The 23,285-nt window shown below is 61.7% G+C and carries 19 protein-coding genes; 7 read left to right on the top strand and 12 right to left on the bottom strand.

Annotation, left to right across the window (positions count from 1 at the left end):
• Positions 1–83 precede the first annotated feature (83 nt).
• Genes glsA through guaB form a run of 3 tightly spaced genes read right to left on the bottom strand, consistent with a single transcriptional unit; the run spans position 84 to position 4,672 of the window.
• Positions 84–1,919, bottom strand: a complete 1,836-nt coding sequence (gene glsA, locus C501_RS0103085) for a glutaminase A (RefSeq protein ID WP_083906516.1) — start codon at positions 1,917–1,919, stop codon at positions 84–86.
• 48 nt (positions 1,920–1,967) lie between these two features.
• On the bottom strand, positions 1,968–3,095 hold the full coding sequence (locus tag C501_RS0103080; protein WP_018134164.1) for a GuaB3 family IMP dehydrogenase-related protein: 1,128 nt from the start codon (positions 3,093–3,095) through the stop codon (positions 1,968–1,970).
• Between the two features lie 41 nt (positions 3,096–3,136).
• Positions 3,137–4,672, bottom strand: coding sequence for an IMP dehydrogenase (gene guaB, locus C501_RS0103075; RefSeq protein ID WP_051064449.1), 1,536 nt, complete (start codon positions 4,670–4,672; stop codon positions 3,137–3,139).
• A gap of 244 nt (positions 4,673–4,916) precedes the next feature.
• Between guaB and C501_RS0103070 the strand changes: the two genes are divergently transcribed.
• The gene (locus tag C501_RS0103070; RefSeq protein ID WP_018134162.1) at positions 4,917–5,891 is read left to right on the top strand and encodes a DUF389 domain-containing protein; all 975 of its coding nucleotides are present in this window, start codon (positions 4,917–4,919) and stop codon (positions 5,889–5,891) included.
• A 35-nt stretch (positions 5,892–5,926) separates the two neighbouring features.
• Here the strand turns inward: C501_RS0103070 and C501_RS0103065 are convergent, their stop codons facing one another.
• The gene (locus C501_RS0103065) at positions 5,927–8,005 is read right to left on the bottom strand and encodes an acyltransferase family protein (protein WP_026174549.1); all 2,079 of its coding nucleotides are present in this window, start codon (positions 8,003–8,005) and stop codon (positions 5,927–5,929) included.
• A 215-nt stretch (positions 8,006–8,220) separates the two neighbouring features.
• Here C501_RS0103065 and C501_RS0103060 point away from each other — a divergent pair, with 215 nt between their 5' ends.
• A complete protein-coding gene (locus C501_RS0103060; protein WP_018134160.1) occupies positions 8,221–9,171 on the top strand; it encodes a Dyp-type peroxidase in 951 nt (316 codons plus the stop codon).
• A 129-nt stretch (positions 9,172–9,300) separates the two neighbouring features.
• On the opposite strand, the gene groL is transcribed toward C501_RS0103060, so the two are convergent.
• Complete coding sequence (groL, locus tag C501_RS0103055; protein WP_018134159.1) at positions 9,301–10,914, bottom strand: chaperonin GroEL; 1,614 nt, start codon at positions 10,912–10,914, stop codon at positions 9,301–9,303.
• Between the two features lie 66 nt (positions 10,915–10,980).
• On the bottom strand, positions 10,981–11,274 hold the full coding sequence (gene groES, locus C501_RS0103050) for a co-chaperone GroES (protein WP_026174548.1): 294 nt from the start codon (positions 11,272–11,274) through the stop codon (positions 10,981–10,983).
• 247 nt (positions 11,275–11,521) lie between these two features.
• On the opposite strand from groES, the gene C501_RS0103045 reads away from it, so the two are divergent.
• Positions 11,522–12,859 carry a class I SAM-dependent methyltransferase gene (locus C501_RS0103045; RefSeq protein WP_018134157.1) on the top strand — a complete coding sequence of 446 codons (1,338 nt, stop codon included), beginning with the start codon at positions 11,522–11,524 and terminating at the stop codon, positions 12,857–12,859.
• Here the strand turns inward: C501_RS0103045 and C501_RS0103040 are convergent, their stop codons facing one another.
• Entirely contained in the window at positions 12,860–13,687 is an 828-nt protein-coding gene (locus C501_RS0103040) for a shikimate 5-dehydrogenase (RefSeq protein ID WP_018134156.1), read from the bottom strand.
• Between the two features lie 82 nt (positions 13,688–13,769).
• On the opposite strand from C501_RS0103040, the gene C501_RS0103035 reads away from it, so the two are divergent.
• Positions 13,770–14,915 carry a glutamate--cysteine ligase gene (locus tag C501_RS0103035; protein WP_026174547.1) on the top strand — a complete coding sequence of 382 codons (1,146 nt, stop codon included), beginning with the start codon at positions 13,770–13,772 and terminating at the stop codon, positions 14,913–14,915.
• Between the two features lie 44 nt (positions 14,916–14,959).
• Here the strand turns inward: C501_RS0103035 and tsaD are convergent, their stop codons facing one another.
• The 5 genes from tsaD to alr are packed head-to-tail and all read right to left on the bottom strand — an operon-like array spanning position 14,960 to position 19,048.
• On the bottom strand, positions 14,960–16,129 hold the full coding sequence (gene tsaD / locus C501_RS0103030; protein ID WP_018134154.1) for a tRNA (adenosine(37)-N6)-threonylcarbamoyltransferase complex transferase subunit TsaD: 1,170 nt from the start codon (positions 16,127–16,129) through the stop codon (positions 14,960–14,962).
• Complete coding sequence (gene rimI / locus C501_RS0103025) at positions 16,126–16,665, bottom strand: ribosomal protein S18-alanine N-acetyltransferase (protein ID WP_018134153.1); 540 nt, start codon at positions 16,663–16,665, stop codon at positions 16,126–16,128. Before rimI ends, tsaD begins: the two co-directional genes overlap by 4 nt.
• On the bottom strand, positions 16,662–17,333 hold the full coding sequence (gene tsaB, locus C501_RS0103020) for a tRNA (adenosine(37)-N6)-threonylcarbamoyltransferase complex dimerization subunit type 1 TsaB (RefSeq protein ID WP_018134152.1): 672 nt from the start codon (positions 17,331–17,333) through the stop codon (positions 16,662–16,664). The genes rimI and tsaB overlap by 4 nt, the downstream gene beginning before the upstream one ends.
• Before the next feature lie 33 nt (positions 17,334–17,366).
• The gene (gene tsaE / locus C501_RS0103015) at positions 17,367–17,855 is read right to left on the bottom strand and encodes a tRNA (adenosine(37)-N6)-threonylcarbamoyltransferase complex ATPase subunit type 1 TsaE (protein WP_018134151.1); all 489 of its coding nucleotides are present in this window, start codon (positions 17,853–17,855) and stop codon (positions 17,367–17,369) included.
• The gene (gene alr, locus C501_RS0103010) at positions 17,852–19,048 is read right to left on the bottom strand and encodes an alanine racemase (protein WP_018134150.1); all 1,197 of its coding nucleotides are present in this window, start codon (positions 19,046–19,048) and stop codon (positions 17,852–17,854) included. Before alr ends, tsaE begins: the two co-directional genes overlap by 4 nt.
• A gap of 61 nt (positions 19,049–19,109) precedes the next feature.
• On the opposite strand from alr, the gene C501_RS14540 reads away from it, so the two are divergent.
• The 3 genes from C501_RS14540 to C501_RS12310 all read left to right on the top strand — a co-directional run.
• Positions 19,110–19,409, top strand: a complete 300-nt coding sequence (locus C501_RS14540) for a hypothetical protein (RefSeq protein ID WP_018134149.1) — start codon at positions 19,110–19,112, stop codon at positions 19,407–19,409.
• 131 nt (positions 19,410–19,540) lie between these two features.
• Positions 19,541–20,764, top strand: coding sequence for a glycosyltransferase (locus C501_RS0103000; RefSeq protein ID WP_245532389.1), 1,224 nt, complete (start codon positions 19,541–19,543; stop codon positions 20,762–20,764).
• A 438-nt stretch (positions 20,765–21,202) separates the two neighbouring features.
• On the top strand, positions 21,203–23,285 hold a 2,083-nt coding region (locus C501_RS12310), incomplete at its 3' end, for an invasin domain 3-containing protein (RefSeq protein WP_211206337.1).

Here is a 23,285-nt window from a genome sequence, read left to right as displayed (position 1 = left end):
CAGCCCGGCCGGAAAATCCAGAGGGATTTCCCGGCCGGGCTGCTCAGCAGCGGATCATTCAGTGATCGGTGATCGGTGATCGGTTAGCAGCTGAGTCGGACTGCGGTCTCCTGGAGCTTGCGGTCCAGGAGTTCGTATCCGCCCCGGGCCAGAGCCTTCCACAATTTGAGCGCCAGCTCAGGGTTCTCCCCTTCCAGAGCCTCCATTGTGGATTCTTCCAGAACCAGCACTTCCAGTGCGCCGGAGGCGACCACCCGGGTGTTCTGGATCTTCCCGACGGCCAGAGCCAGTTCGCCGAAGGTGTTACCGGGGCCCAGGGAGGTCAGCCGGACCAGCTCGCCATCGTAACCTTTCCCGAAAGCCACTACCCGGCCTTCGACGATGAAGAAGATTCCAGCGAAGGGCTCGTTGATCTCCAGAACCACCTCGCCGTCCTGGTAGGTGTGGCTCTGCATCAGGGACCTGAGCTGCCGCGCTTCTTCCGAATCCAGATCGGCGAAAAGAGAGCTCTCGAAGATCCGGCCGTGATCCACTGTTTCCAAGTTCTCACCGAAAGCCTCCAGGACCCGCGCCTCGCACCATTCCCTGGCTTCCTGGCCGCTCGCCACAACGGGCGGCGGTCCGGGTTGTCCCTCTCCGGTGAGTTCAGGATCCTGAACCATGTCTCGCAGCCGGCCGCGGGGATCCACCAGTACGAACTGAATATCGGCGAGCCTTGCCTGGCGATACAAATTGGTGAGCGCCTGCCGTGCCACATCGGAGACCTCATCGACGCGCAGAAAATCGATGACCACCCAGCGCACCTCCTCGGGAAGGCTCGAGATCTCGCGAATCACAGTCTCGGTACCCGCGAACAACAGATCTCCGGAGAGCTCGAAGATCCAGGCGCTACGGCCGTGCTCGGAAAGCACCCGCAGGGCTTCATCATTGCGGCGCACGCCCGAGGGCCGCTGATCGATGGAGTGCGAGGCGTGGACCGCGGTGCGGCCAGACCGAATGGCCCGGACGAAGTGGAGCTGAAGCTCCTGGGACATCTGCTCGCAGACCTGGACGCCGCGCACGCTGTTCCCGTGCTCGTTGAGCGGCGGCGAGAAGACCGCGATGCCGACCTGCCCGGGGAGCACGGCGATGATCCCGCCGCCCACACCGCTCTTCGCGGGCATGCCCACATGGGTCACCCAGCTTCCTGCGCCATCGTACATCCCGCTGGTACCCATAACGCTCAGCACTCGCTCTACGACATCTGCGCTAAAGAGCCGCTCGCCGCTCAGCGGGTTAACGCCGTTATTGGCAAGAGTTGCAGCCATCATGCTCAGATCCCGGCAGGTGACCTCGATCGAGCACTGGCGGAAGTAGTCATCGACGATAGGGGCAGGGTCCTCTTCGATGATGCCGAAGGAGCGAAGTAGATAGGCAAGCGCCAAGTTCCGGTACCCGCTACCCTGCTCTGAGGCGAACACCGAATCGTCAACCCCGAGCTCACGGCCGGCGAATGCGGAGTAGACGGCGCGAATGGTCTCGAAACGGCCGGGACCGTCATCGTTGACCAGCGAGGTCGCGGTGATCGCCCCGGCGTTGATCATCGGGTTGCGAGGCTGGCCGGTCCCCGGGGTCAGCGAGATCTCGTTGAATGCCTCGCCGGAGGGTTCCACATCCACTTTGGCATCCACGGCGTCGAAGCCCTGCTGCATGAGCGCCAGCCCATAGGTGAAAGGCTTGGAAATAGACTGAATCGTGAAGGTGTGCTGCGTATCGCCGACTTCATAGGTGTACCCGTCGGCCGAGGTCAGGCAGATCCCGAAGAGTTCAGGGGACACCGTTCCCAATTGCGGAATGTAGTCCGCCGGAGCCCCGGATCGGTTCTGCTGAGCGGTTTCATGTAAACGTTCTAAATACTGCTGAACAGGTGAAAGGATCATAATGCAAGTTTGTCACTCACTCAGTGAAGAAAGAAAACTTCACAAACACTAGTACGGCGAAACGATCGCTTCCACCCGCTGGAACTCTTTGAGATCGGAGTATCCCGTGGTCGCCATGGCCCGGCGGAGCGCACCCATGAGATTGGAGATCCCGTTGGTGTGATGAGCCGGGCCGAAAAGCACCTCCTGGAGCGGGCCGACGGTCTCCACCCGAACCCGGTCCCCGCGGGGCAACTCCGGATGATGCGCCTCAGCCCCCCAGTGCCAGCCCTTTCCGGGCGCTTCCTCAGCCCGAGCGAGCGCCGTTCCGAGCATTACCGCATCGGAGCCCATCGCGATGGCTTTGATAATGTCGCCCGAGGTGCCCATCCCACCATCCGCGATGACGTGGACATAACGGCCACCGGACTCATCCAGGTAGTCCCGGCGGGCCGCAGCAACATCGGAGATCGCGCTGGCCATGGGAGCGTGGATGCCCAGAGCTCTTCGCGTCGTGCTGCTCGCTCCCCCGCCGAAGCCCACGAGCACTCCTGCAGCACCGGTTCGCATCAGATGCAGAGCCGGTGTGTAACCGGCGGCGCCGCCGACGATTACGGGGACATCGAGCTCGTAGATGAAACGCTTGAGGTTGAGTGGCTCCTCTTCTTTGGAAACATGCTCGGCAGATACCGTGGTCCCGCGGATTACGAAGATATCCACACCGGCTTCCAGGACCGTCCGGTAGAACTGCTGGGTGCGCTGTGGTGTCAATGCACCGGCAACGGTCACTCCAGCGGCCCTGATCTCCGCGAGCCTGGCGCTGATTAGTTCGGGCTGGATGGCAGCCTGGTAGATATCCTGCAGGCGCTTGGTGGCTGCCGGGCTCTCCCCGCTGCCCACCAGATCAGCGATCTCGGCCAGAACCGGTTCCGGATCCTCGTACCGGGTCCACAGACCCTCCAAATCGAGTACGCCCAGGCCGCCGAGCCTGCCGAGGGCGATCGCTGTCCGCGGGGACATCGCGGAGTCCATCGGCGCAGCGATCACCGGAGTTTCGAACTGGTAAGCATCGATCTGCCAGGAGATCGAGACATCCTGCGGGTCACGGGTGCGCCGCGAAGGCACGATGGCTATTTCATCGAGCGAGTACGCCCTGCGTCCCCGTTTGCCCCGACCGATCTCAATCTCGTAACTCACCCGTCCAGCCTACCTTGCAGATGCGGCGGGCACGGCGCCACTCAGCGAGTGCCGTAATTGGGTGCCTCAACAGTCATCTGGATGTCATGCGGATGAGATTCCTTGAGCCCGGCGGCGGTGATCCTGACGAACTTACCCTTGACTTTGAGCTCCGGAATCGTTCGGGCACCGGTGTAGAACATCGTCTGCCGCAGGCCACCGACCAGCTGGAAGGCCACGGAGGACAACGGGCCGCGGTAGGCCACCCGGCCTTCGATACCTTCCGGGATCAGCTTGTCATCCCCCGTGACATCGGCCTGGAAATAGCGATCTTTGGAGTAGGAGGTGTTCTCGCCCCGGGACTGCATAGCTCCCAGCGAACCCATTCCCCGGTAAGACTTGAACTGCTTGCCATTGACGAAGATGAGCTCCCCGGGGGCCTCTTCCGTCCCTGCCAGCAGAGAACCGAGCATTACCGTGTCCGCACCGGCGACCAGCGCCTTGCCGATGTCTCCCGAATACTGCAGGCCGCCGTCGGCGATCAGCGGGACATCAGCGGGGATGGCGGTCTTAGCGGCCTCGTAGATGGCAGTGACCTGCGGTACCCCTACCCCGGCGACCACGCGCGTGGTACAGATGGAGCCCGGGCCGACCCCGACTTTGATCGCATCCGCCCCGGCATCCACCAGGGCTTGTGTGCCTTCCCGTGTCGCGGCTTGGCCGCCGATGATATCGACGGCTGCCGCAGCGGGTTCGGCTTTGAGCCGGGAGATCATCTCCAGCACGCCCTGCGAGTGGCCATTGGCGGTATCGACGAAAAGCGCATCGACCCCTGCCTCGATGAGGGTCATCGCCCGTTCCCAGCCGTCGCCGAAGAAACCGATCGCGGCACCGACGCGCAACCGGCCCTCATCGTCTTTCGTCGCCAGAGGGTACTGCTCGGCCTTGGTGAAATCCTTGACCGTGATGAGTCCTCGGAGCACACCCGCAGCGTCGACGAGCGGGAGCTTCTCGATCTTGTTCTGCGCCAGCAGGTTCGAAGCCTCATCCCTGCCGATACCGACATGACCGGTGATGAGCGGCATCGGGGTCATCACCTCGCGCACAAGACGGCGAGGGAAGTCGGATTCGGGAACGAAGCGGATATCGCGATTCGTCACGATACCCAGCAAGTGACTCTGCGCGTCAACGACAGGCAGACCGGAGACCCGGTAGCGCGCACACAGTTCATCGAGCTCAGCGACTGTCGCATCCGGTCCGATGGTCACCGGATTGGTGATCATCCCGGATTCGCTGCGCTTGACCCGATCCACTTGCTCGGCCTGGTCCTGCACCGAGAGGTTCCGGTGGATCACGCCCAGGCCGCCCTGCCTGGCCATCGCGATCGCCATCCGGGACTCGGTCACGGTGTCCATCGCGGCAGAGAGCAACGGGGTCTTGACGCTGATCCGCTTGGACAGCCGGGATGAAGTATCCGCTTCCGAAGGGATGACATCGGTGTGCCCTGGCAGCAACAGCACGTCGTCGTAGGTCAGGCCGATGAAGCCGAAAGGATCAGCGGGGCTTGCGGCCGGTTCCGTAGCGGGCGTCTGGGTCACGAAAACTCCTCGGACGAGGTTGCGGGGCGATTCATTGCTGACCACCGGGGCCGGGGCGTTGCGGCTGCACCAGTTGAGACGCTGTCGTGCCGCAGATACCCCCGAGTCACGGATTTTTTCATAGTAATACAGATCAATGGGCGAGGATTGCTCTACCGGGTCAATGCTCAGCAAGCATCAACTATTCCCGACCGCCCTCCCACCCAGAGCACCCATCGCAGCGGCGAAGCTCTAGAGTCTTGCTATGACCTTGCGCTTACGCGTGTTCAGCCCGGAGGAGTCCACCGATGCGGTGCTGGAGCTCATCGACTCGCACACAGGCACTGCCGAGCTAGCCGTTTTCCGCGACGTCGCCTTGGAGTCTGCCGGAGATCTGATCACAGCTCTGGTGGCCCGGGAGAGCGTGGGTGATCTGATCGATAAGCTCGCCAGGCTCGGGCTGACGACCGAGGGCTCGATCAGCGTCGACGCCCCGGAGCTGGTGCTCTCACAAAAGGCTCGAGAAGCTGCTGCTGCGACTCCCGGAGCCGACGCGGACGCTGTGATCTGGGATGAAGTCGAATCTACCGCCGATGATGAAGCCCGGCTGTCCTGGAGCTTTCTGGCGTTCCTGGTCATCGCAACGCAGCTCGCGGGGATCGGCATCGTCACGAACTCCACTATCGTGATCGTCGGGGCCATGGTCGTAGGCCCGGAGTTCGGGCCGCTCTCCGGGCTTGCCCTGGGCCTGGCAGAGCGCCGCTGGACGCTGATCCGGCGTGCTGCGGTGACGCTTCTGGTGGGATTTCCAGTGGCGATGGCACTGTGCGCGCTGGCCGTCTGGATCTCGCTGCCCCTGGGGCTCTTCGACCCGGCATCGATTAGCCAAGGGGACTCAGCGGTGGAGTTCATCTACCACCCGGGCCCTTACTCTTTTATCGTCGCGATGCTGGCTGGAGCTGCCGGAATGCTTTCGCTCATCAGCCGCCGCTCCACCGTTCTGGTCGGGGTTTTCATCTCCGTCACAACGGTTCCGGCGGCGGGATTCGTTGCCGTGGCGTTAGTCCTCGGCGAGACCGAGAAGGCTGCTGGATCAGCCATCCAGCTGCTGCTCAATCTGCTGGGCATCGTCGTCTCGGCGTTCGCGGTCCTGATGTTTTACCGCCTGGTCCGCAGGCGGAAGCAGCCGGTGATCTTCAGCAGGAATCCTTACCGGGCTTATCGTCCGCGGCAGCGCTAAAGCGCGCCAAGGCCACACCAGCCGCAGACATTCCGTCAGGGGCCTTCTATTTTCTCGCCTACTACATCGAGAATGCGTTCATAGAGCTGCGGGCCAATAGTGGCTGAATAGTCCTTGGTCAGATGATTGTCATCCATGTAGACGAATATGTTCCCGACGACGGCGGGGCAGACTTCCGGAGTGCAGAGCGAATCGGTCATATCCAGCAGATATAGCCCTTCCGGGACCCTGGATAAGAGCTCGAAGGGGCTAGTCTCCGCCAGCACGCCATTCCGGGCGGGATTGCAACGCGGGGCTTCAGGGCCCGCGGTCATAGCGCATTCGGCCATATTGAAACTGAACCGTGGGTTATCCCGGATCGCGAAGACGTCAATACCCTGCTGGATCAGATCGTTGACCGTCTTACCGAAACCTGCCTGAATGGTCTCCTGCGGTGAAGAAGGTGCCGCTACCGTGCCGACGATGAAGACCGCATCCGGCCGGGCCTGCTCAATGTACTCCGTGACTTCCTGGTTGTACAGATTGCAGTCCTTCTGCAGGCCCGGCGTGGAGTAGCTGTAGGGGCATCCACCTTTGATCACCGAGATCAGCTCCCAGCCCCGGTTCTCGGCGGCATAGCGGACTGCAGGCAGCCACTGCCCGGCATGCGAATTACCGATGACCATCACGGTCTTGCTGACCGCCTCTGATGGCTGGAAGCTGTTGCAGCCCTGGGCAACCTCAGGATCTTCAGGGAGCCAGCGCCCTGTGCAGTCATCAGGAAGCGAGGCCCATTGGTTGTCAAGATTAGTTGGCACAGGCTTGATAGGTGCGTTGGGGTCGCCTTGGAACGTGAAGCCCGGGACGAGCGCGATTGCTCCCGGATTGTCCTCGGACGAAGCCTGAGCCACCCGCTCGATTTGCGCACGGGCATACCCCTGCCACGCGGCTAAAGGCGCCGCAGCTAAAAGCACACAACCGAGAACCACCGGCACGGAACGGTACCAACGCGCCTCGACCCAGGGAATCTGGCGCAGGGGCCGCTCCACGAATCGAGTCGTAACCACCGCGAGCACCAGCGACAGCACGATCATCGCCAGCCCCTTATACCAGCTCACTGCCTCCTGATCCCGCCAAATCAAATACAGCACCAGAATCGGCCAATGCCACAGATAGAGCCCATAAGCATTACCGCCCATGAACACCACCGGCCGCGCCGAAAGGAAACGATCCACACCAAACTTCGAGGACGTATCCCCCGCCACGATCACCATCGCCGCAGCCAACGTGGGCCACAGCGCCAGGTACCCCGGGAACTGCTGCTCCACTTGAAGCACCATCCCGCACGTCACGATCAGGATCAGCCCGGCCCAGCCCAGCAGCACCCGGGCACGACGAGGAACGCTCAGCAACGGAATGATCAAGGCCACCAACGAGCCCAAGGCGAACTCCCACAACCGCGTACGCAGATCGAAATACGCCAGCGCCTGGTTATTTTGCGTCTGCCAGACCGAAAACGCCAAAGAGGCCACGAAGATCGTACCGAAGACCGCCGCCATCACCGCTCGCGGATTCCATCCGGTACGCCGACATACCAGCGCTACGCTCAGGAAGATCAGCGGCCAGAGAATTAACACTTGGCCCTGCAAAGACAGCGACCAGAAATGCTGGAATGGGCTCGCCTCGGAATTGGAAGCGTAATAATCAGTGGCATTAGCCGCCAAAGCCCAGTTCTCGAAATAGAACAGCGATGCCCAGCCCTCAGACATCACCGACGCCCAGCGGGTCCCCGGAACAATCCACCAGCTCAGCAAAGTGACCACGGCAATCACCAGAGCCGCCAACGGCAACAACCGCTTCGCTAACTTCAGCCAATGCCTGCCCAGCCGAATCGGCTCACCACTACTAATCCGCCAATCAAACTGCAACGTCATCAAAAACGCGGAGATCAGCAGGAAAATATCCACCCCGCCAGAGACTCGGTTAAACCAAATATGGTAAACAACCACCAAGAAAACTGCGACGAACCGCAGCCCCTCAACCTCCGGGCGAAAACGCCGCCCCGAGTGCGAAGTCTCTGGTCGTTGCTCGTAGTGCCGGGATACGCCCTGCGCCGTTTCATAGCGCCTCGACATACCCTAGTTCACCCCGAGACCATCGCTCAACTGTTCATTCCCATATTCATGCTCGTCCCGTTTTCACAGGTGGCTACCCCCTCAGAAGCCTCATCAACGTTACCAGCTTGATCGGAAGTAACGCTGTATTGGGCCTGAGTTCCGGCGTTATATTCAGCCACATATACCGCCTCTGAAGCAGATTCACGTCACATAAAGTCAAGTAAAGTACTGTCATGGATCTTGTGAAAGAAGTACCCGTTGACCCGCAAAGCATCACAGCGCCACTCTCTCGCAGTGCGATTTTCCTGAACTTAGATGTTAAGAGTTCCGAGGAGGCGCTAGATACCGTGCGCACTCTGCTCGGTGGCATCGATGGCCTCATCCGGACCGTCGGTTTCCGTGATATCAGTGCTCAGCTCTCCTGTGTCGTAGGCCTGGGGTCGCAGTTCTGGGACCGCCTGGAACCGACCAGGCGGCCGGCTCAGCTGAAAGATTTTACGGAGATCAAAGGCGCTCAGCATACCGCCGTGGCAACGGGCGGCGATCTCTTCTTCCATATTCGGGCGACCCGGGAGGATTTCTGCTTCGAACTGGAGAAGCTGATCCTGGAGAAACTCGGCTCCAGCGTGACCGTTTCTGACGAAGTCCGCGGATTCCGCTATTTCGATGACCGGGATTTGCTGGGCTTCGTGGACGGCACCGCTAACCCCACGGGGCCGCTGCTGGAAGAATCCGCGGTGATCGGCTCGGATGACCCTGAGTTCATCGGCGGCAGCTACATCACGATCCAGAAGTACCTTCATGAGATTCCCGCCTGGCAGAACCTCACCGTGGAGAAGCAAGAGGCGATTATCGGCCGTACCAAGCTCGGCAATGTGGAACTCGATGACGCCGACCCCAAGCAGCTCTCACACAAGACCCTGGCAACCATCGCGACTTGCGACGGTCAGGAGTACAAGATCCTCCGGGACAATATGCCTTTCGGGCATCCCGGGGAAAGCGAGTTCGGTACGTATTTCATCGGATACACGAGCCAGCTCTGGGTTCTGGACAAGATGCTGGAGCGGATGTTCCTCGGCACTGAGGAATCCAGCCCGGATCACATCCTGGATTTCTCCCGAGCCGTCACCGGCGCCACGTTCTTCGCGCCGACCGTGACCATGCTCAAGACCCTGGGCGGCTAGTTTCTTCAACCGGAAAAGTTAGAAGAGATAAAAAGAAGAGCGGGGCCCAGTGTTTACTGGACTCCGCTCCTCTTTTACTGCTCATATCGCTTTGCCGGTCCTCAAGCCGGACCAGCGGATCCGATCATCTCAGTGGTTGTGCCCCTGGTGATCGGCTTCGTCTTCCTCCGGCTTCTCAACCACGAGCGCTTCCGTGGTAAGCACGAGCGCCGCAATCGATGCCGCGTTCTGCAGCGCCGAACGGGTCACCTTGACCGGGTCGATGACACCGGCGGCGATCAGGTTCTCGTACTCTCCCGTAGCCGCATTGAAGCCGTCGCCATCAGGCAGTTCACTGACCCGATTGACGACGACGTAGCCGTCGTAACCGGCATTCTCCGCGATCCAGCGCAGTGGCTGGGTGACGGCCCGCTTCACCAGGGACACCGCGGTAGCGGCGTCTCCGGCGAGGGCAGAGACCTCGGCAGAGTCATCGAGGGCTTTAGCCGCCTGTACCAGCGCTGATCCGCCACCGGCTACGATACCTTCTTCCAAAGCAGCCCGGGTCGAGGAAACCGCGTCCTCAATGCGGTGCTTCTTCTCCTTGAGCTCCACCTCGGTGGCTGCACCGACTTTGATCACGCCGATGCCGCCGGAGAGCTTCGCCAGGCGCTCCTGCAGCTTCTCGCGATCCCAGTCCGAATCAGTGCGATCCAGCTCAGCGCGGATCTGCGCCACCCGGCCGGCGACATCCTGCTCCGTACCGGCGCCATCGACGATGGTCGTGGTGTCTTTCGTGACAGTCACCCGGCGCGCCGTGCCGAGAGCGTCGAGATCCACCTGATCCAGGCTCAGCCCGACCTCCGGGGAGATCACCTGGGCGCCGGTCAGCGTGGCGATGTCCTGCAGCATGGCCTTGCGGCGGTCACCGAAGCCCGGAGCCTTGACCGCGACCACGTTCAGGGTGCCGCGCAGGCGGTTCACGATGAGCGTGGACAGAGCCTCGCCGTCGACATCTTCGGCGATGATGAAAAGCGGCTTGGACGCTTTGAGCACCTTCTCCAGAAGCGGCAGGAAATCCTGGATCGAGGAGATCTTGCCCTGGTTGATCAGGATCAGCGGATCTTCGAGAACTGCTTCCTGGCGCTCCGGGTCGGTCACGAAGTAGGGCGAAAGGTAGCCTTTGTCGAACTGCATGCCTTCGGTGATGACCAGCTCGGTCTGCATCGAAGAGGATTCTTCGATGGTGATCACACCGTCTTTGCCCACTTTCTCGAAGGCTTCGGCGAGTAGGTCACCGATCTCTCGGCTCTGCGCGGAGATCGCGGCGACATCGGCGACCTGACGGCCCTCTACCGGACGCGCGTTCTCCAGCAGGCGCTCGGAGACCGCATCGACGGAGACCTCGATACCGCGCTTGAGCGCAGCGGGCGCCGCACCTGCCGCGACATTGCGCAGGCCCTCTTTGACCAGGGCCTGCGCCAGGACGGTCGCGGTGGTCGTGCCGTCACCAGCTACGTCATTGGTCTTCGTTGCAACTTCTTTCACCAGCTGCGCGCCAAGATTCTCGTAAGGATCCTCGAGCTCGACCTCACGGGCAATCGTGACACCGTCGTTGGTGATCGTGGGTGCACCCCATTTCTTGTCCAGGACGACATTGCGGCCACGCGGGCCCAAGGTCACCTTGACGGTATCCGCTAGGCGGTCGACACCGGCCTCCAGGGATTTCCGGGCGGCATCATTGAATTCAATCTGCTTTGCCATCTTCTGTCCTTTCAGACCAAAGCCCCGCCGGCCGACCGAGGCCGGCCCACGGGGCAGAGGTTTTGCTTATTTGACGACAGCCAGCACGTCACGGGCCGAGAGCACGAGCAGCTCTTCGCCGCCGGTCTTGACCTCGGTGCCACCATACTTGGAGTAGAGCACGACATCGCCCACGGCGACATCCACCGGAACACGGTTGCCGTTGTCAGCTACGCGACCGGGGCCGACAGCGATGACTTCGCCTTCCTGCGGCTTCTCCTTCGCAGTATCCGGGATGACCAGACCTGAAGCGGTGGTCTGCTCGGCTTCGAGCTGACGGACGACGATACGATCCTCAAGAGGCTTAATGGAGACCGACACTCGGACCTCTCCTTCTTCGTTGAATCCTGTGTTAATCATGACGGGAACCATCACACAGCTAGGCTGCGGCCGGCCGCGCCACAGGCGCCAACCGTCGTCGCGGTGCCGGCAAGTGCACTGTGGATACGGCCGGAAGTTCTTAGCACCCTCGTCACGAGAGTGCTAATACAGACTCTATTGACTCGGTTAGCACTCGGTCAAGGTGAGTGCTAGAAAAGGACCTGGCACCTGCCAGTAGGCTGGACCCATGCCCGAGCCGCACTCCGAGTCCCACTCCCTGGCCCCCTTACTGACTCCGGAGGGCTGGGCGCTCCTGAACTCCCTGGACACCTACGAGCCGGATCGAGCTCTCGAACTCAACGACAAGCTGCGGCGCGCCGGCCATTGCCCGGAAGTGGTTTCGGCGGTGCTGACCCAGAGCCGGCTGCGCGCACGGGCCGCGACGAAGTTCGGGGACTTCGCAAAAGACATGCTCTTCACCGAGGCAGGCCTCGAGCAGGCAACTCGGCTACCGGTTGCCGCCCGTCATGCTCAGCGCTTCGCGCAGGTTCTGGGGCCGCAGGGCAATCGCCGTATCGTCGACCTGGGCTGCGGCATCGGTGCCGATTCGCTGGCCTTCGCGACCCTCGACCTGAATGTCACCGCAGTGGATATCGATGAGCTGGCGGCCGCCTGCGCCACTGTCAATCTGATGCCGTTTCCAAACGCGGTCGTCCAGCAAGCAGAGGCGACTACCGTCGACCTCAGCGATGCCGATGCGGTCTGGCTGGACCCCGCCCGCAGACACACCGGTAGTTCCGGAACCCAGCGGCTCTTCGACCCGGAGGCGTTCTCACCGTCGCTGTCCTTCGCCTCCGATATCGCTGACCGTGGGCTGCCAACCGGCGTGAAAATCGGCCCGGGAATTCCGCACGCCTCCCTACCGGACTCCGCCGAAACCCAGTGGACATCGGTGAATGGAGAGCTGGTGGAAGCCACGCTGTGGTTCAACGCGGTCGCGCGGCCAGGCGTTCGGCGCTCAGCCCTGGTGCTGCGCAGCATGGGAACGAAGAAAAACTCAGCAGTATCTGCATTGCAGGAGTTCAACAGTGCTGAACTGAGCAGCCCTGTGCCTTATGAACCCGGGCAGCAGGATCCACCGCTCGGCGAGATCGGAGAGTACCTTTACGAGCCGGATTCAGCGGTGATTCGCGCGGGTCTGGTGGCTGATCTCGCGCGGACTGTAGAGATGCATCTCTTCGATCCGCAGATCGCCTATCTCGGCTCAGCTGCGTCAGTGGATACTCCCTTCGCCCGAGGGTACCGGGTTCTGGAAGTCCTCCCCTACCACCTCAAGACACTGCGCAGCTGGCTCCGGGAGCGTCGGATCGAGATCCTGGACATCAAGAAACGCGGCACCGCTGTGTCCCCGGAAGAACTGAGGCAGCAATTGCTGCCGGGGACGAAGACCAAAGCAAAAACAGCGGCGAACCAACCCCGCAGCGACTCAAAGCGACGGGGAATGACCCTGGTGATGACCCGGATCGGAGATAAGCGCTATGCGATCGCGGTGGAGCCCCTGGCCGGGTCATCCCTGGTCGGGTAATCAGCCCCGGGAGAACTCCGAAGCTGCCTTCACCAGCTCAGGATCCGGCCGCACCCCGGTGTAGAGCACGAACTGCTCCTCGGCCTGTCGAGCGATGACTTCCGCACCGGTGATCACCTGCTTGCCGTCAGCGACTGCCCGGCGGATCAACGGAGTCCGATCCGGGAAGGCCACCACATCGAAAACCGTATGCGCAGCGCTGATCGCTGCCTCCGGGAAGGCCAGGACATCTGCTTCTGCACCCGCCATACCCAGCGGAGTCACGTTCACCAGAACATCGGCTGGCGGCGCTTCGCCATCGACCAGCCGCTGTTCCGGGACCCACTCGAAACCATAGCGTCCAGCCAGAGCCCTTCCGGTCTCTTCGTTCCTTGAGACCACGGTGAGCTGGGCGAAGCCGGCATCTCGGAAAGCTGCGACCACTGCTTTAGCCATACCGCCGGAGCCCCTCAGGAGCACTGCGGACGCTTCCGGCAGCGCGTGCTCCCCTAAGATCCGGGCGACCGCAAGATAGTCGGTGTTGTAGGCAGTCAGCAGACCACCATCATTAACCACGGTATTGACCGAATCGATAGCGGCCGCCGATTCGTCTAGATGGTCCACCATCGGGATCACTGCTTCTTTATACGGCATCGATACGGCGGCGCCTCGAATCGGCAGCCCGCGGACACCGCGGATGGCATCGGCCAGGTCCGTCGGAGCGAATGCCTTGTAGACAAAGTTAAGATCGAGCTCCTGGTAGAGATAGTTATGGAACCTGGTGCCGATGTTACTGGGCCGGGCAGCCAAGGAGATGCACAACTGGGTCTCTTTATTCAGAATCGGCATTCCCCCATTCTCGCAGTTCACATCACGGACTGCCGCTGTGGCTTAGAATGGGTCGTCATGTCAGACAACGGTGGGGGAGATCATGAATATCCCGTTTGAAGATTCTCCTCAATCAACCCTCGGGGTGGAATGGGAGCTGGCGATCGTCGATCGGGCCAGCGGCGAGCTGGTGCCTCGGGCCGATGACCTTCTGGTGATCGCAGGATCAGAGCACGCCGGTGCTTCGGACGAGCATCCGCATATCAAGCGCGAGCTGCTGCTGAACACCATCGAGCTCGTGACTGATGTCTGCCGGAGCACTGCCGAAGCCACCGAGCACCTCAGCCAGTCCCTCGCTACAGCTCGTCGGGCCACGGATCAGCTCGGCCTGGAGCTGATGTGCGCGGGGAGCCACCCCTTCAGCCATCCGCAGGCTCAAGCCGTCACCGATAAAGAGCGCTATACCGAATTGATCGAACGCACGCAGTGGTGGGGCGCGCAGATGGTGATCTTCGGCGTGCATATTCATGTCGGCCTCGACTCCGTGCATAAAGCGATGCCGGTTCTTGACGGTCTGGTGAACTACGTGCCCCATTTCCAGGCGCTTTCAGCCTCTTCCCCGTACTGGAACGGCGAGGACACCGGCTATGCCTCGCAGCGTGCACTGATGTTCCAGCAGCTGCCGACTGCCGGGCTGCCCTTCCAGTTCCCGGATTGGGCCGGGTACGAATCCTGCGTGGCGGATATGCTCGCCACCGGAGCGGTCGAGCAGCTCAACGAGATCCGCTGGGATATCCGCCCGGTGGCGAACCTCGGCACCATCGAGATGCGGGTCTGCGATGGGCTGTCCACCCTCGAAGAAGTCGGGGCGATCGCAGCCCTCACGCAGTGCCTGGTGCAGTCCTTCTCCGATGAACTCGATGCCGGCAGATCAGTCCCGACTATGCCGCCCTGGCATGTTCAGGAGAACAAGTGGCGTGCAGCCCGGTTCGGACTCGATACGACTGTCATCCTGGATGCGCAATCCCGTGAGCGCCCGCTCACCGATGACCTGTACGACCTGCTCAATCGTTTGGAGCCGGTCGCCGCGAAACTGGGCTGTTCCTCCGAGTTGTCGGATGTGGCGAGAATCATCGAACGCGGTGCCGGTTATCAGCGGCAGCGCGAGATCGCGGCCGCGCACGATGGAGACTTGGGCTCTGTGGTACAGGATCTGGTCGGATTGCTCCGTCACGGTTACCAGGACTGAACAGGTCCATACAGGGCTGTATAGGGTTGGAGCCTCCGGGACGCTCAGCCGGACAGCGAGACCGTGGTGACCGGCAACGAAGAGTCCGGGGCGAAATCGAGCCCCGCGGGCGCGGCCCCGGCACGGACCAGTTGGGCGCCGAGCGCGGCGACCATCGCACCGTTATCAGTGCACAGCGAGAACTCCGGCACCAGCAACTCGATTCCGGCCCGTGCCGTACGCTCCTCCAGGAGTTCCCGGAGCCTCGAGTTGGCGGCGACTCCACCCCCGAGCAGCAGGGTCTGCAGACCGTGCTCGGTACAGGCCAGCACGGCTTTGGCGGTCACGACATCGAGCACCGCTTCCTGGAAAGATGCGGCGATATCGGCGGTACTGATCTGTGCTTGCGCTACCTGCGTTTCCGGCAGCTCCGCTCCGCGCGCTTCTTCCTGCTCGACTCTGCGAGCGACCGCTGTTTTGAGACCGGAGAAGGAGAAGTCGTAGCGATGCGGGCCCGGAGCTTCCGGGGTGCCGAGGTATTTCGGGGCGGTCAGTCCGCGAGGGAAGGCGATGGCCTTCCGGTCACCGGTTCTGGCCAACCGGTCGATGGCCGGGCCGCCGGGATAGGACAGGCCGAGTATTCTGGCGACTTTATCGAAGGCCTCGCCCGCGGCATCATCGATGGTCGCGCCAAGAAGCTCGATATCGCCACTGATACTCCGGACTTTGAGGATCTCCGTGTGACCGCCGGAGACCAGCAGCGCGCCGATTGCCTGCGTTGAAGGCGCTGGATGCTCGCCGAGCACCCCCGCCATCCGATCGCTGAGCTGCTGATCCAGCAGTCCCACACCGATATGCGACACCAGGTGGTTGACGGCGTAGAGCGGCTTACCCGTGGCCAGGGCCAGCGCTTTGGCGGCGCAGACCCCGACCATCAGAGCACCGGCGAGGCCAGGGCCGGCGGTTACGGCCAGAGCATCGACTTCGTCCAGGCTGACGCCTGCCGTGCGCAGAGCTTCCTGGACAGTGGGGATCATCGCATCGAGGTGCGCCCTGGAGGCGATCTCCGGGATCACTCCCCCGAAGCGCACGTGCTCGGCCATGGACGAAGAGACCGTATTGGCCAGCAGCTCCGTCCCCCGGACGATGCCGACGCCGGTCTCATCGCAGGAGGATTCGATACCGACAACGATGGGGGCCGCCTGATTGATGCCGGGCACTCGAACCGGGTTCATCCTCTCGTCCCTTTCTCGTCTTCCTTATGCTTCGTGGTTTTCCGCAGTCGCATCACTAATGCGCCCGTCCCATCCCGGTAGTACTTCGGCCGGGTGTGGATGTGCTCGAAACCGAAACCCCGGTACAGCGACTGCGCCTTGGGGTTGTCCTGCCGCACCTCGAGCAGCACTTCACGTGCGCCGCGCTGCCAGGCCGCGTCGAGCAGCCCTGAGAGCAGAGCAGCGCCGATACCCCGGCCTTGATATTCGGCGTCCACGGCGATGGTCTGGATATCGCCGACGGGCGGCAGGCAGAACAAACCGGCGTAGCCCGCAATGGGCTCTGCCGGTGACCCCGCTTCGGTTTCCGCGCCTTCGCCAACCAGCAAGGCCGCGACAAGATAATGCCGATTAGACTCCCGCAGCTCCTGGACGAAAGCCTGCTTCGGCCAGGCGTCCAGCGGGAACATCTTCTCCTCGAGTGCGGCCACAGCATCAATATCCTCGGCGGTCATGCCCCTGAGCCGGATGCCCTCGGGCAGGAGGTGCTCGGTCATAACGCCCGCTTCCGCGGTCCCGGAATCTTGGCATCCGATTCCCTGAGGTAAAGCGGTGTGCTGTCGAGCAGGCTCTCCCCATGATCGAGACGCCGCGCCGCCAGTGCCGCGAGCTCCGCAGCACGGGGCTGGGCTTCGGCGAATTCGGGGATGACGCGCTCAGAAAGCTCCTCGGCATAGCGTCCGGCGCCGGCGCCATAGACCGGCAGGTCCGGTGGCAGCTCGCGAGCGGAGCCCACCGAGGGCCCTTCAAGCAGAGTGCCCTCGGCATCGTAACGGGCCCAGTAGACCTCTGAGCGGCGAGCATCCGTCGCCACCAGGAATTCGGCGCGGGGACGAATATTTTCCGGGCCAGTGACTGCTGCCCAGCCCAGAGCGTCGAGGCTCATCACCCCGTATAACGGCACCTGCCAGGTGAAACTGAGCATCCGGGCGGTAGCGATTCCTGCCCGCAGCCCGGTGAAGGGCCCCGGCCCCACTCCCACGATGACGGCTTGTGGGCACCGCTGCTGCTCCGGTTCCGGGCCGCCAAGGATCCCGGCAATACCGGTTGCGAGCTCTTCGGCATGATGCCGGGTACTCTCGGTGAGGAATTCAGCAGTCACGGCACCCGCCTCGAACAAGGCACCAGAGGCGGCGGCAGAAGTATCGATCGCGAGCAGAAGCACCGTATAAGTCTAGATGAGTAAGCTGCGGCCGGGTCAGTCCGCGAGCGCTGAAAGCTCTATGCCCGCCCAGCGCGGGCCGTAGCCGATGATCTCTATCCGCCGCGGTTCGTCCTCGGTATCGGCTTCTTCAGCTTTCATGACTTCCCGGTCGATGCGGATCAGAAGCCTTGAATCGCTGAGATGGTCCACCAGGCCCTCGCCCCATTCCACTACGGTGACCGCCGAGTCCATGAGGCTCTCAATATCGATATCGTCGATTTCGGCGGCGGAATGAAGGCGGTAAGCGTCTACGTGCACCAGATCCGGGCCACCGGTCAGTGAAGGGTACTGGCGCATGAGCACGAACGTCGGGGAGATAATTCCCGCACGCACGCCCAGGGCCGCACCGAGAGCCTGGGTCAAGGTGGTCTTCCCCGCACCGAGTTCACCAGAGAGCAGCACGAGGTCTCCTGCGGTGAGTAGCTCCGCCAGACGGCCAGCCAGCCGCCGGGTCCCCTCCCGGTCCACGACTGTCAGCTTCATGATGGCTCCCCGGTTGCCCCTGGGGCAACGTCTGCGAATGCTGGAATCACTGGGGTTTCATTGAGATAGACCCGAGGCACTCTCGAGGCGACCCGGGTCACAATCTCGTAGTTGATCGTTCCGGCCGCAGCAGCCCACAGATCTACCGAAGGGTCGGCTCCGAAGAGGGTTACTTCCTGGCCCAACAGGGAGCACCCCTCGGCGACCACGTGCCCCGGCCCTAGATCGACGACCAACTGATCCATTGCGATCCTGCCGGAGACGGAGAAAACCTCATCGCCGATCCGCACCGGAGCACCTGAGGCCGAGCGCGGCACGCCATCGCTGTAGCCGACGGGAATAAGCGCCAGAGTACTGGGCTGCGCGGTTCGGTACTCCAGGCCGTATGAGACTCCCTGCCCGGTGGGCACATCCTTGCAGTTGGCGACGATGGTTTTGAAAGTCATCGCTGGGATCAGCCCCAGATCCTGGGAGGTCTGGCCCGGAAAAGGGGAAAGGCCGTAGACGGCTACGCCTGCCCGAACGAGATCGAAATGAGAATCGGGCCTGGAGAAGATCGCCGGAGTGTTCGCGGCGTGGCGCACTTCGGGATCGACACCGGCGTCTTCGGCCATGGCGACGGCTTCCCGGAAGCGCTGCAGCTGCTGATCTGTCTCGTCACGACTCGGTTCATCGGCGACCGCCAGATGAGTGAAGATGCCCACCACCCGCAACAGGCCCTGATCCTGGTATTCCACGGCTTCGTCCAGTAACGCATCCCAGCGCTCGGCAGTGCTGCCATTGCGCCCCAGCCCGGTATCGATCTTCAGATGCACCCGGGCCGGGCACTGCTGAGCCCTGGCCGCGGCAATGACATGCTCTAGTTCCCAGCTGGAGACCCCGATATCGATCCCTGCCACGATAGCTGCTTCGAAGTCAGTTGCCGGGGTATGCAGCCAAGCGAGTATCGGCACCTGGATGCCAGCCTCGCGCAGCGCGAGAGCTTCCTGGATATGGGCGGTTCCCAGCCACGCAGAACCGGCTTCGACCGCGGCTCGGGCTACCGGGATCATGCCATGACCATAGCCATCGGCTTTGACCACAGTCATCACCTGTGCCGGATGAGCCGCTGAGGCGATCGTCCGCAGGTTGTGCCGGATCGCTTCCAGGTCGATCTCGACGCGGCATTCGCCATGAGAGTGTTCAGCTACCACCCATCCAGTCTAAGGACTGGACAGGCTTGGCAGGTTCATCGCCGGCTCACTGCTGGTTCCCGTGACCTCAGAGGGTGAGCAAAATCAGCGGCATGACAACCGCAGCTCCCCCGCCCGAGTCATCGCGATCCGCAGCGCTAACCGGGCCACTTGGAAAGTCATCTGCAATGACCTGCCTCTGGGGCTGAACGTGCCGGACGGCAAAGCCCAGGAATCGGTGAGCAACGGTGACGACGGGGCACCACTGGGCCATGAACTGGAACTCGCCCAGGTCCAGCTCAACGAACACGATGTGATGACCGTGAACCTCCCGGACCTCAACGGAGCAGTGCTCTTCAGCACCACGCTGTCACCAACCTGACCGGTTCCCATCGCTTCCCACCGGCAGTCATCCCGTATCCCCACAATCCCCACATTACGGATCCCGATACCTCGTCTGAGGCCTTCCTACGATAGAGTCACGGCGAAGCAAAAGGGCGGAAGGGAGCCACCGTGCACGTCGTCATGCTGTCGCTGCACACCTCTCCGCTAGCCCAGCCCGGAGCAGGTGACGCCGGCGGCTTGAACGTCTACGTCCAGCAGCTTGGTGTGCACCTCGCCCGTTCCGGTATTCGGGTGCGAGCTTTCACTGCGGCGCCAGGCAGAGATACTGAACTCACCCCCGGGTTCACCGTGCATCACCTCCGGCTTCCTGGTGCTGCCGCCGAGGAGCCCTGGCGCAAAGAGGCGATGCCGCAACTCGTCCCCCAGCTCGTTGACGCCATGGCGGATCTCGGCTCAGAGGGTGCCCAGGTACTGCATTCGCACTACTGGAGTTCCGGCCTGGCCGGTTTAGAGCTAGCTTCAAGGTGGCAAGTTCCCTTAGTGCACAGCATGCACACCCTGGCTACGACGAAAAACCGCAATCTTGGTGTTCGCCAAAGGCCGGAATCGCAACAGCGCATTGATCGCGAACGGCTGATCGTCGAGCATGCTGACCGGATCATCGCCAACACCCCCGCTGAGTCAGAGGAACTGGAGCGCTGCTACGGGGCCTTATCCGCCCGGGTCACGGTCATCCCTCCGGGCGTAGATTTACAGGTCTTCCATCCGGCTGAAGAATCTTTGGCTGACGGAGACCACGGTGGCGCCCCCCTGCATATCGTCTTTGCGGGACGCTTGCAGAGCCTCAAAGGCCCGCATGTACTGCTCGAGGCAATCCACCGCCTCCGGGCAGATAGGCCGGACATTCGTTTACGCCTGAGCATCCTCGGGTCTCCCAGTGGGCCGGAAGATTATGATCTGACCAACTTGCGGGATCAGCTCGGACTTGAAGACACCGTGACTTTTAGCCCGCCGATTCCCCCTGCCAAACTTGCTGAATTCTTCCGCAGCGCTGATGCCGTAGCGATGCCCTCCTCATCCGAGTCTTTCGGCCTGGTCGCATTGGAAGCACAAGCGTGCGGAACCCCTGTCCTGGCCACGAGGGTCGGTGGCCTGCGCGAAGCGGTACAGGACGAAGTCACCGGATTGCTGGTCAACGGGATAACTCCCGAATTATGGGCCGAAGCCATCGCCGAGCTATACGACCTCGGGCCGCGTAAACGTCAAGAGATGGGCGCTGCGGCGGCCCGGCATGCGGCTGGATACAGCTGGACCCGCACCGCCGAGAGTGCCGAACAGGTATACCGTCAGATCCTGGGAGAATCTGTTATAAGCACACCGCCAGCAGATTAGCAGCAGGATTCCTGAAGTGAACTTTGCCAGCCACCAAGGATTATGTGTCAGTTCAGTGGGAGGTCTTCACTACGCCGGAATCCAGGGCCCGGCTCAGAAGCTTCGCCCTGAGCCGGGCAAAAACTTTGGGTTACATCAGAAAATCTGATGCAAGCCGCGTGTTGCACTTGAATCGGCAGTGATGTTATCGTTAGCGTACGCACGACCAATCCCCCCACGGGCAACCTGCAGCAAATCATACCAGCTTAAAGCGCTCAGGTGACCTACATCTCCAGAGGATCCGTCTTGAATAATCAGCTTAAGAAGACTTACCTGTTCAAGGTTAAGTGGTTCATGTCAGTTTTGCTGGGGCTGTTACTAGCCTTCAGCAGCGTTATACTCGCTGGCGGGCCGGCACAGGCTGGCACAGGTAAAGATTACCAGCAAGTCAATAGTGTCATGAACGTTAAGCCCGGTGATGACACCAGAATTTTCTTCACCTGGCAGCAGACCGCAGCGGGGCAGCCACGTAATGCTGGGCTGGGAGGAACCATCACGGTTCCCTCACGCATGCAGTTCAAGCCGGATGCTCCAGGTGGCAATATCGCTACAGTCTTTGTGGACTACCGGGCGAACCCCAATAACCCCGCACCCAGAATAGGCTGGCAAACTCCGTGGTCCCCTGGCCAGCTGCGTTGCACCATCGACCCGAATGACCCGCGTACCGCGACATGCCCCTTTACCGGAGGCGACGGCGAACGGCTGCAAGGATCCCAGATCCGGCTCGCCGTACCGGTCAAGGTCGACGCCAACGCACCCTACGGCCTCTACGCCGACAGCATGGCCGATATGACTTTCCGCGACGGCGCCGGTGACTACCCGGTCAAGGGCGTTGCCTCCGTCGGTGTAGGCGAGTACAACACTTTCGACCGGATCTGGCGCGACACCTATCAGATCAACCAGGTTAAACGAGGCGAATCAACAACCGCTTTCTTCGACTTCAACCGTGCTTACTACCAGGGCCAAGAGCAGTTCACCATCGGCGAGGGCAAAGGCCTGCCGATGGTCTTCAAGGCACCACCTGGAGTTAAGTTCGCTAACCAGCCAGGCAGCTGGCAGCTGCTCTACCGGGATAGCGCGGAAGCTGAGTGGGCGCCCTGGAAGCTGATGAACTCGTGCACGGTGAGCGAGAATGGCCGGGAAATGTCTTGTACCGGACCTGATCTCACGACAACCCAGTGGCTCACCGAAGGGTACCGATTCGCGGCTAACGTTACGGTCGATGCAGACGCACCCTTAGGCGAGGCCTGGGGCTCGGTTGACTGGGGAGTCGAATTCACCCGGATGGGTGGGTACACCTCTAATCAGAAGTCAAAGATCGTTGTCGTTGACTCTACGGAGAACCCGGAGACCACTAACTGGCGCTCACTGGGCAAGATGAAGTTCCAGAAGCAAGGGGATGTCTTCCAGCTGGACTACGCAGCGCAACGGTTACGGAACACCAACTGGGCCAGCGTGCCAGGAGCTGCACCTACACCGGCCTATACGAACTCTTCATCGACCTGGGTTCTGAATGCTCCGCAGGGCACGAAGTTCCAAGATCCGCAACCCGCTGTGCCAGTATTAGAAGGCCCAGGACTCTCCATTGGGATCTGGACCACTCTGCCGGCTAACACTTGTACTGTTTCCAATGGAGGATCAACTCTGACCTGCCCGGTTGGCATACCCCGAGGCTGGGGAACGGATGGCTACGGGAATGGCCCAGCTTCGGGTATTCGCCCGACCCTGGTAGTCGATCAGGGCGCGCAACCCGGTTACTACGTGGGTGAAGCTACCTGGAATCAGCAAATCACTGCACCAGCTGATCGCGTTGGTAACGCCTCAGTTATGGTGACCGCAGGCGTGCAGATCAGCGATGCCAGCCTGCAGTATTCAAGCTACAGCGTCACCACCGGCAGCAAGCTCCCGAATGGCACGCAGACGCACACCATTACCGTGACATTGCGAGATGACAACAATCAACCGCTGAGCGGACGTACTGACGTTGAGGCAATCGTTCCCGGCATCGGCGGGGGGCAGATCTCCAAATTCACGGAAACCTCTACCCCCGGCGTCTATACCGCTACTGTCTCTTCTACTGAAGAGGGCTCTAAGCCGGTCTCCGTAAGACTGACGGCATCTGGCACTGACATCTGGCTTTCCTCAAATGGGCAGAATTCCAACGCTCTTTTCGAGAACCCGCCGGTACCTGATCCGACGAACCAGGGCACGAAGTACACGGTCACTGAGGGTGGTAAGACCGCTGATGGGCAAGACGCTCACACGATCACCGCTACCCTGGTCGATGCCAACGGTAACCCGGTCTCCGGTGCTGACCTGAGCAAGCTCGCAGGTGCCCGTGATCCGGCTGACGGTGTCACGATCGGTACCTGGACTGATAACGGTGATGGAACGTACACCGCCCCGGTCACCTCGACCTCGGCTGGTTCAAAGGCCATCACGGTGTCCTTCGATGGAACCCAGATGCGTGGAGATAACAACA

Source organism: Acaricomes phytoseiuli DSM 14247 (assembly GCF_000376245.1).
Taxonomy (GTDB): domain Bacteria; phylum Actinomycetota; class Actinomycetes; order Actinomycetales; family Micrococcaceae; genus Renibacterium; species Renibacterium phytoseiuli.
This window is presented reverse-complemented; position numbering and strand designations above follow the sequence as displayed.